The following is a 9,294-nucleotide window of genomic DNA, read 5'->3' as shown; positions in this document are numbered from 1 at the left end:
TGAAACTGGATTCCCTAGGTGAACAAAGACCCACTGGTCTATTCCAAAAGAGAATCAGATACTTTTTATCATTACCTATATGGGTTATTTGAGCCATCAATTAGTTATTTATGATAAACAAAGGCTTACCATCTCAATTTCAGTCAGTATGAATGAACTTCAGATAGAATATTCTGTGACTATTCATTCACTTTGATGTGTTTGCCTGAAGACCAAATAATTATTCAGTTATAGGACTAAAAGGCAAAAATTCCATCATGTTCATTAAATGACCAGTTTGAGATTGTAGGATGCAGTATTCGTACTCATCGACTTTCTAATCTTTCTCCACAAAAGAGAAATAAAGTGATGATCAAAAGGAGGAGTATCTAAATTCCTCCCAATTTTACCCAAGTAATCAATCCATCCAAGCTATTTCACAACAGGCCAGATTCAGGGCCTTTTCCGGTGAGCTTCTTATTTCCAGTCGAAGACTATCCCGAAACCAATTGACTTGTGCAAAAGCTCTCATTAGATTACCGAAAGCTTTTGTGGAAGATGTCCCGGTGCCTTTAGACCTAATCTTATGGACTGGTAGAATTATTTGGGGAAATTCAATCCCAATCAAACCCTGAGGACAAAGGACACCTACAAAGTCTCCTTTTTGATGTTTCTTCAAGGAAAGAAAGGGCATCTGGTCTTCCTTCAAAATCAGGTAAGAACCTTCCGGAAGACAAGACTCTTTTGGGTTTCCTGAGATTCTTGGTTTTTCCAGCGTATGGCAGATTAGTTTATCATTGACGAATAAACTACCATGAGTACTGGTTGGCCAATATTCTCTTTCCAGAATGATTTTCATCAGACTCTAATTTTTCATTCAAGTCAAAGGAAACAAATCAGGATACTACCAAAATTGTAGCTGGATTCTGGGTCAAATCGTAGAGATCATATTTTGATCCGTTTTCCAACACCTGCAAGTATTCCAATGCCATTGCAAAGAAGTGATGAGTATCAGGAATTGAAGGTTTTGGAAGGGTTAATGCCAACTCTTCTTGTTCATTCATGGAAATAGGAATTTCACCTGAATTCACAGATTCCTCAGAGTAGGTTCCATCAACAAAGTTGATACTGGCCCGAATCAGAGAGATTCTGTAATGAGTTGTATTAACCAGAGAACGGAGATAGGTAGCCGGCACCATTGCTTGAATAGTAACAGTAACCGAGTCAGGTTCATCCGAAATTTGTGGCTGTTTGAACAGAGTATTTTCAATTGTTGATTGATTGGAAAACTGGAAGCCTTTCATCAGCTGGATATTTCCCAACTCAAATCTTCTTTCCCCCCTGTTACTCAAGGTATCTGAATAGATCACTTTGGTAGCAATGGAATAGAGCCTATTGTGCAAGGACCCATCACTGGATTTGAGAGCAATGCCTCGAAATGCATCTTTTAAGAATTTAGCAGCATTGGCTGCTCTTGCAAATTCCTGGAGATTTTCACGGGTACGTCTGAACTTGGGATCTTTCAAGATCCGATCCTTAGAAACACCGCCTTTTTGCCGGGCTTTAAAACCGGTCCTCCCTTTATAAAAGGTTATATCACCGATGGTCCCTTCGAGTTTTAGAAAACTTGATTGTCTTGCCATAGCATGTTTATTTTAGTGTGAAACATGCCCAAAACTGAGATCAAGTATCTGAAAATCAAATTGAAAGTGGATTCTAGAGAATCTATATAAGGAGTGGATCTAGTGGAATTTAAGGAAATAAAATACTCTGTGGACTTGACAGTAATTCAAGCATGAATTGTAAGTCAGCTTTGCCGTAACTCTCCTGTAGCTTTCCTATTACTTTGAGGCAAGACTGTTGGGAGTAGGTGTTAGGCAATAGGACAATTAATATTGGAGTGTCGGGGTATTAGGGAATGAGGCTAGTTAGAAGGATAGTTATCAAACAAAATACAGGATTGGATATCATGGTGGAATAGTAATGTCAAAAGGTAAAATGAGATAATTAAAAGGATTTCAAGGCCGTCTAGATTTTCTCAAACATTCAAATGGATGAGCACAATTGAATTTTCTCAAGGGAATTCTGACTCTTTGAACTTGCGCCATAGGGGTATATAAGCTGTTTGTCTTGGTTGAAATGATGTCTGTTGAAATATTTTGAAAAGCGAGAAACCCTGTATTAGAATGGGGTTTAAAAAATGAGATTTTTATTCAGAGCTCCGCTTTTTGATTTGGACCCAAGATCCATAGAAGAAATATGTGCCCATTGGCCTCAGGTAGTAAAAGCCATCAAAAATTCTTCGGAAAGTTTTTACCAAGAAATTCAGTCAGTTTCATTTCCGGAGTTGTCCGAAAGGAAACAACGAAAAGTCATTAAGTATTTGCTGAGAGGTAGGTTCAGGTCTACTCCTTTTGGCTATTGGGCAGGTGTAGGGGTTGGTGAATTTGGAGATGGTAAAAAAAATGAGTTGGATCTAACCGAAGTACTCCTTTTGAACAAGATTGATTTCACTTCTAATTCGACGGAAAAACATGAACACTTTTATGTAGGACTTGAGGGATTCAAAAATTTTGGAAGAAATCAATATTTAAGCTATTTGAACCGTGAAGAGCGGTGGGCTTTCGTGAGTATTCCTTCCAATCCTCTTACTCAGAAGCTAGAGAAAATTCTTTCTCAGGACAACAAAATCTCCTACTCAAAATTTAAGGATTGGTATTCCCAATGGCCAGAACAAGAAATTGAAGAACTTTGGACTCAACTGGTGGAAATGGGTATCATTCAAAAAACCTTTCAAAGGAGAGAAATGGGAGTAGTTCCCAGGCAAAAAATTGATCTTGTTTTCAAAGAAAAAATAGCTTTGGGAAAAGATAGTTTTCAATGGGTTCAAGATTTTTGGGCAACTGCGGGAAATTTATTTACTGAGACAAAAAGCAGCTATATTCAATCATTTCATTATTGGTTTCAGGAGCATTTTGACGACAGGTTTGTACCCTTACCCATTTTATTGAATTATCCGGATTTTGTTTACGGTAATTTTTTAAATCAAGTCTTATTAAACAGTGCGGACCCTTCAGGATATTTGAATTATTCCGGTTTGGACTTTCAAAATCCTGTTGATTTAAAAAGCAGATTAACAAACAAACCTGTTTCAGATGCAATTTACGATCTCAACTTCCTTATTAGAAAATGTAATCGAGGCAGGCTTTTGGTTGAAAACCTAGTTTGTAACAAGCCATTCAGCTATTTTGGAAGGTTCAATCGCTATGGCCCAATATTGAATTGTCAAAAGGAAATAAGAGACACTGTTTTCCGGAATCAAGACATTATTTACGCAGAACTAAAAATTGTGGAATCCGGCAATGTCCAAGGAATCTGTCAGACAGCCCCATTATTCCAACATTACATTAGTCCAATGAAGGAATCTGGCCCCTGGGCAATTTCACTTTGTGATTTAGAACTGGGAATTAGGGAAGGTAACATCTTGATTTATCAACTAAGCACCGGAAAAAGGATTGTACCTGTTGTCACCCACCCATTAAATGGAAGAGAAATCTCCCATCCTTTAATCAAGTTGATCTGGGAACTAAATCAAGGACAGTCCTATAGGTTAGGGATCTATGAGTTTCAATCCAAGTCTTTTATTCCACAAAGCCCTCAATTTCAATGGGGTAATCTGATTTTACAGTGCAGAAAATGGAAAGTTTACGAAGAATGGTTTTCAGTCAGAAAAGATCTTGAACAGTGGCTCATCAGAAACCAAATTCCATGTCCGATAAAAATTGGAATTTTTGACAGAGAGTTACTTATCAATTGGGAGAAAAACGAAGAGTTACAGATTTTTTGGGAAGAGCTGAGAAAAAAGAATAAACTCACTCTTTCAGATCCTATTTGGCTGGAAGATAACAGTTATATTTCAAAGGAATCTGCCCGTACTATCTACCCTGAATTTGCCATTAATTTCAGCAGAGAAAAAAAGGAATGGAGCTGGGAGGGTTTTATCAATTCTATTTCATCCGAGGATAAAGAGTCCTTGTATTTTTTAATCAAAATTCATGAAGAGGATTTATGGGATTTCTTGATTTATTATTTCTCCAGGGAATTGATCGAGTATGTTTCAGTACAGAAAATCGTTTGGTACTTTTTAGTCTATCCTGAGTCTGGCTGCATTCAGGTCAGAATTCGGTTTTTAAGGGTCAATTCCCAGCAGAAAAAAGAATTATTCTGGTTGGGTTATGGGAAAGTCAGGAATTCCTTTTATTCCATTGAGTTGAGACCATATTATCCCGAAATCAAAAAATACGGGGCTGAAACTTATAAAATATCTGAAGAGCTCTTCCATTTAGAATCCCAATTATTGATTGAAGCGATTAAATTTTACCGGGATGAAGAGCTTCGAAATCGTTTTTTTCAAGCAATCAGCTTGAAATTATGGAGCAAATTGATTCAAAAGACATTTTCCAAGGAAGGAGCATTTAGATTTCTACAATTAAAAGTCAAGTCTATTCCCTATGAGCAAAAAAAAGATTTACTCCAAAATTCCATAGATTTGGATTTTATGGGTTCCTTTCTGGAATTAGGATGGGAGAAAAACTATGAATCCCTTTTCCTAAACCTGCTAAATCTAAAGAAAGAAGAGGAAGAGAGGTTCAGGGTTGTAGGGAATCACATTCATATGATGGCTAATAGGTTTTTTGGAGAAGAGCGTCAATCTATGGAGTTCCGAATATACATTGAATTGCATAAGTTGATCAGAAAGGAATTATTTAAAAGAGTCAAAGGGACAAAGGGAAGATCCTGACCTCCTCCAGCCCCTTTTGGAGGAGGGGAGTGGACCAGAACCTGTAAACTATTTTTAGGACCAGTTAATTTAAAAATCCCCCTTACCCCCTTTAAAAGGGGAATTGATCCTGCTATGATTTAAGGCATTGAGATCAAAAATTTAATTTCTTTAATTGCCACGCCAAAGTCGCACAGGCCTGTGTGAAACCCGGGGTAAATGTTTGAACGATAATCAATCCAGTGCTGGCGCATGGGCTTTGTTTGGATTCGATATCACCGTGCCAGCAAAATATCCGAAAAACATTGAGGGAATACCCAATCCCGTAGGGATTTTAGCTCGGTAGCAAAAATGATCATTCATCCTAATCCATGCCGTAGGTATGGAAGAAAGTAGAAATACGATTACAAGAAAATAAGATTAATTTCCCATTTAGGATTGTCCTTTCAAATAACCATTTTTATCGGCCGTCCCTATGGGACTACATCGAAAAATTCATAACCTTCTTAATTTCCAGAGATTGAAATCTTTGGCTATATAATATTTCGTCGCGCTGCGACTTATAACTCCTTCGAACTGGACCCTTTTTCAAAGCTCCAAAGGAGCGCAAATTATATTAGCCCAGCCACGGCTAGACAGGGGTTTTGACCCACGGATCATAGTACACCAATCCCCGCCCAGCGCTGGGGCACATTTTCCGTTTGGAAAAAAATCTCAACGCCAGCAAGAACTTGTCCGCTGTGGCTGATGGATTGATGTTTTGTTTGTATCGGATTACAAATCCTACGATAGGAGATCAAAGCAGGGAAAATCCCCCTTGCCTCCTTTAAGGGAATTGATCCTGCCGGAATTGATATGTTTTGGCATAGGATTTACCTTGTATGAAGAGAAGAAAATGCTTTGGCATACAAGAATTTAAGTGAGAGTTTTTGATTTGAGAAATTCTACAAATTCCTGGCGATATTCCCTACCAATAGGTACTTTAATATTTTCTTCAAAGTGACAATAACCTTGATCCAAAGATTTTATTTTCATGTAATTGACAGCAAAGGATCGGTGAATTTTAAAGATATAAGGGCGGTTGACTTTCTCTATTGTTGCATAAAGCCTGTTTCTTGTTCTAATAAATTCCCCTGAGTCTAAATAGATCCAGGTTAATTCTCCTTTTTGTTCAATATATTTAATATCCAGTGGCTTGATGAAGACGTGTTTGAATTCACCCAACTCCCGAACCAAAATAAAATCTTGGTGATATTCCTTTTCAGGAGATTTGGTCTTTGAAATGATGGAACGGGCTTTATCCAAAGCTTCAGAAACCTCAATCATCCCGGGGGGCTTTAAAATGAAGTGAATTGCATTGACTTTAAAACTCTCCACTCCAAATTCAGTATGACCAGAACAGATGATAATGGGGATTTCCAAATGATTTATTTTCCTTGAAAGTTCTAATCCTGAAAAGCCGGGCATTTTGATATCGGTGATTAGGATATCAGCTGCTCTGTTTTGTAATAATTCTAAAGCTCTGAATGGGTCGTCTAAGGAAAATGAAATCTCAAATCCCGGAATAGATCCGATGATTTCCGTCAACAAAATTCGGGGATGATTTTCATCATCCAATAGACCTACTTTCAAAATTGGTTCCATAATCTATATATAATAAAAGGCTGAATTCCAAAGAGTTTCTAAAGGTGTATAAATTGAAATGATCAGGATGATAATAAGTTAAAATCCGTTTGACTGCTTCAATACCAAATTCAGAGAATTGAGTATGCACCTGGATATCGATGGGATTATATAAGGAAAATGAAAAAAGTGGTCCTTTCCCTGAGTCAGAAATTTGAAATGTCATGCTGCATGGGTTGTTTTCGTTAGTAAAGTCTCCGTGTTTAAATACATTTTCCAACAAGGTCATCAATGTCCATTTAGGCAATGGAAGTTGGCTTAGCTGATCTTGGCTGAACCTATTCAGTACCAGAAAATGGAGTTTTTCGCCAAATCTGAATTTTTGACAGTTCAGATAACTTTTCATACTGGTGATTTCCTGAGCCAGAGAGTTATGGGTTGTCGGATTTTTATAACTGTAAGAAAGGACCTCGGTGAATTTGGACATATACTGAAATAAATCCCGAGAAAGGTTCAAGATTGAAGCTGAAAATTGGCTTAGCATATTCAGTGTAAAATGTGGGCTTAATTGGAGGGACTTATGTTCAATTTGAAGCCTGATTAACTTGATTTCCATGGCTTTGAATTTATCCTGGGATACAGCAAGCACATAGAATACCCAGAGCGCCAAGGTATTGAGTAAAAACTGAAGAGATCTGGCGCTTTCATTGAGAAGAAAAGAGCCCACTTCAATTTTTGTGGGAGTAAGAAAGGTTATCAAGTAAAATTTCCAAAAAGCGTAAAAGCTGAAAAGCGAAATTAAAATTAGCAGTTCCGATTTCCATTTTCTTTGAAAACAGGCATTGGGTAGAAATACCAGAAACCAAAACTGATTGATGATGCCCCAGCCCAGGAAATTCCAAAAGATTATGGGAAAAGGGGCAATTGTCATATTTCCCAAGAGTCTGATCATCCAATCTACGAATAGGTAAGCAAACCAAAGTGACCACAAAAAAATAACGGGAGAGTCTCTCATCCATTTGAATAAGCCTTCTATGGCAATACTCTGGTCGTTTATTGGATTTTGTTGATTTAAAAACTGAGCAATGATACTTTTCATTTTCATCAAATCATCAAACAATGTTTACATCAAAACAACTTATGGAAAGCCAGGAGGCAATCAAACAGATTAAAATCAGGCATTTGAGCCCCTCCAGAAGGCCAGGTGAAAAAGTATTCACCACCAGTTTAACCAGTGAGTGTTCCACCACTCTAACCAGCTATTAGGAATTTTGTAGGGGAAATCAGCAAATCCCAAAATTCCTTTGTCAATCAATCAGGCGATTTTAGCAGGAGCCAAAGAGTAACTAAGGTTCTATTTCGCCTCAACTTATTTATTTAGCCGAGAAAAGGCCATATACCGGGTCGTCAATCCGGTGGGGTTAACATCCCAAGATCAGGATCTGCCAATGCAGATCCTTTTTATTGGAGTCAACCAAATAATGTTTCTAAAATCTCATTGACGGGGATATGGTGAAAATCCGCAAATTCCTGAATCGTAACCAAATTATGCTTAGACTTCCCCTTACTCTCTCTCACTTGTCTTAAAATCTTGTAAGCATATGACCTGGATCTTCCGGTAAACACCATGATATCCTGAGCATAAATTATTTTCCTTTTTTTCAGAGGTTAGATATTGATCAAAAAGCCCTGGCATTCGGGAAAATCCACTAGTTGCATTCTTTCCAATTCTTTTCGCAAAGAAAAGGCTCGGACTCCCTTATGGGTTTCAATTGAATGTCAGGGATTAACAAGAGATTTAAATCCACTAAGAAAAGACAATTCAAAAATGATTCTTGTCCACCGAGTACAGCAATGGTACCAAACCAAATTACTTGCAAGTGGCATGAAATTAAAAATAATTTTCAAACTATAAAAAAAGTCTCCTAAAACTACTGGTAAAAATTCTGCTCCCAGGTGTCTACCCATCTTAATCAGAATTGCTTTCGTGTGATTTAAGAGGTTGTTTATCGTTCTCAACTGACTGTCTGTGGGTTTCTGTTGATTTTAACAATGAAGTCTCTGGAAATTTATATTTCCTTCAATCAGAACAGATTTTCTTAGGAGGATAAGAATTTCTTTATCTGGGAAGGTAGATGTTTCAAAATTTAAAGTGATGGATATACAAAGATTAGATATTGAGCTAGGTATCAGGTCCCTTTTAGTGTTGGTGTGGACATATACGGGATTGGAAAAGGTTATCAATTTTGGAAGCAGCAGGAAAGCTTTTCATAATCAGCCATTTCCTGCAGAATTAGCAGAAATTTTGAGTTATTCCATTCCTATGGCAGAGCTGCTGATTTCCCTGCTCCTGCTCTTTTCAGTTACACGATGGTGGGGATACTTGGGAAGCATGTTGATATTGACAGTATTTATCACCTATGTGGGCTTGATTTGGGTGGGAGCTTTTCCTAGGGTTCCTTGTAATTGTGCGGGACTTATCGAGAGTTTGGGTTGGTCAGGGCATTTCTATTTAAATCTGGGACTTATCGTTGTGGGAATTTGGGGGATGAGGAGTTTAAAGTGAAAAATTTAAAGTGTAAAGTTTAAAGTGTAAAGTTTAAAGTGGGGTAAACTGCTTGACTTAGGTTTCGCTTGTGATTACCCATTTGTCCAGTGTAAAAGAATGGTGGACTGAAGGCATGAGGACGGAGTTTACAGAAATAATGAAGCTGTTTATTTTCATTTTGCCAATCCTGTAATTGATCATATTGAATTCAAATTCAGAAGAGTATTAGATCATGCCTAGGGAAAAGAGTTTTTGGCTTTCTTCTAAAACCTTCGAGGTTTGGAAAACCTCAAAAGTTAGAGAAAAAGAGGGCCAGCTGTGGAGGCTGGCCCGGCAGCCTGAAAACCTGCAAGTAAGGCTGCAA

The 9,294-nt window shown here is 37.7% G+C and carries 6 protein-coding genes; 2 read left to right on the top strand and 4 right to left on the bottom strand.

Annotated elements, in window-relative coordinates:
• Nucleotides 1-397: 397 nt before the first annotated feature.
• Nucleotides 398-838 carry a DUF5675 family protein gene (locus FL972_RS12890; RefSeq protein WP_144605869.1) on the bottom strand — a complete coding sequence of 147 codons (441 nt, stop codon included), beginning with the start codon at nt 836-838 and terminating at the stop codon, nt 398-400.
• A gap of 37 nt (nt 839-875) precedes the next feature.
• Complete coding sequence (locus tag FL972_RS12885) at nt 876-1,622, bottom strand: hypothetical protein (RefSeq protein WP_144605868.1); 747 nt, start codon at nt 1,620-1,622, stop codon at nt 876-878.
• A 557-nt stretch (nt 1,623-2,179) separates the two neighbouring features.
• On the opposite strand from FL972_RS12885, the gene FL972_RS12880 reads away from it, so the two are divergent.
• Complete coding sequence (locus FL972_RS12880; protein ID WP_144605867.1) at nt 2,180-4,780, top strand: lantibiotic dehydratase; 2,601 nt, start codon at nt 2,180-2,182, stop codon at nt 4,778-4,780.
• A gap of 894 nt (nt 4,781-5,674) precedes the next feature.
• Here FL972_RS12880 and FL972_RS12875 read toward each other — a convergent pair.
• Complete coding sequence (locus FL972_RS12875; RefSeq protein WP_144605866.1) at nt 5,675-6,403, bottom strand: LytR/AlgR family response regulator transcription factor; 729 nt, start codon at nt 6,401-6,403, stop codon at nt 5,675-5,677.
• A complete protein-coding gene (locus FL972_RS12870; RefSeq protein ID WP_186300115.1) occupies nt 6,369-7,481 on the bottom strand; it encodes a histidine kinase in 1,113 nt (370 codons plus the stop codon). Before FL972_RS12870 ends, FL972_RS12875 begins: the two co-directional genes overlap by 35 nt.
• 1,056 nt (nt 7,482-8,537) lie before the next feature.
• Here FL972_RS12870 and FL972_RS12865 point away from each other — a divergent pair.
• A complete protein-coding gene (locus FL972_RS12865) occupies nt 8,538-8,948 on the top strand; it encodes a MauE/DoxX family redox-associated membrane protein (RefSeq protein ID WP_144605864.1) in 411 nt (136 codons plus the stop codon).
• Nucleotides 8,949-9,294 lie beyond the last annotated feature (346 nt).

It is taken from the genome of Algoriphagus algorifonticola, assembly GCF_007655305.1.
GTDB lineage: Bacteria > Bacteroidota > Bacteroidia > Cytophagales > Cyclobacteriaceae > Algoriphagus > Algoriphagus algorifonticola.
This window is presented reverse-complemented; position numbering and strand designations above follow the sequence as displayed.

What these genes read in the sequence shown, in the direction of transcription:
- FL972_RS12890 (WP_144605869.1), bottom strand. Translation starts at nt 838, where the DNA reads ATGAAAATCATTCTGGAAAGAGAATATTGGCCAACCAGTACTCATGGT.
- FL972_RS12865 (WP_144605864.1), top strand. Translation starts at nt 8,538, where the DNA reads ATGGATATACAAAGATTAGATATTGAGCTAGGTATCAGGTCCCTTTTA.
- FL972_RS12885 (WP_144605868.1), bottom strand. Translation starts at nt 1,622, where the DNA reads ATGGCAAGACAATCAAGTTTTCTAAAACTCGAAGGGACCATCGGTGAT.
- FL972_RS12880 (WP_144605867.1), top strand. Translation starts at nt 2,180, where the DNA reads ATGAGATTTTTATTCAGAGCTCCGCTTTTTGATTTGGACCCAAGATCC.
- FL972_RS12875 (WP_144605866.1), bottom strand. Translation starts at nt 6,403, where the DNA reads ATGGAACCAATTTTGAAAGTAGGTCTATTGGATGATGAAAATCATCCC.
- FL972_RS12870 (WP_186300115.1), bottom strand. Translation starts at nt 7,481, where the DNA reads ATGAAAAGTATCATTGCTCAGTTTTTAAATCAACAAAATCCAATAAAC.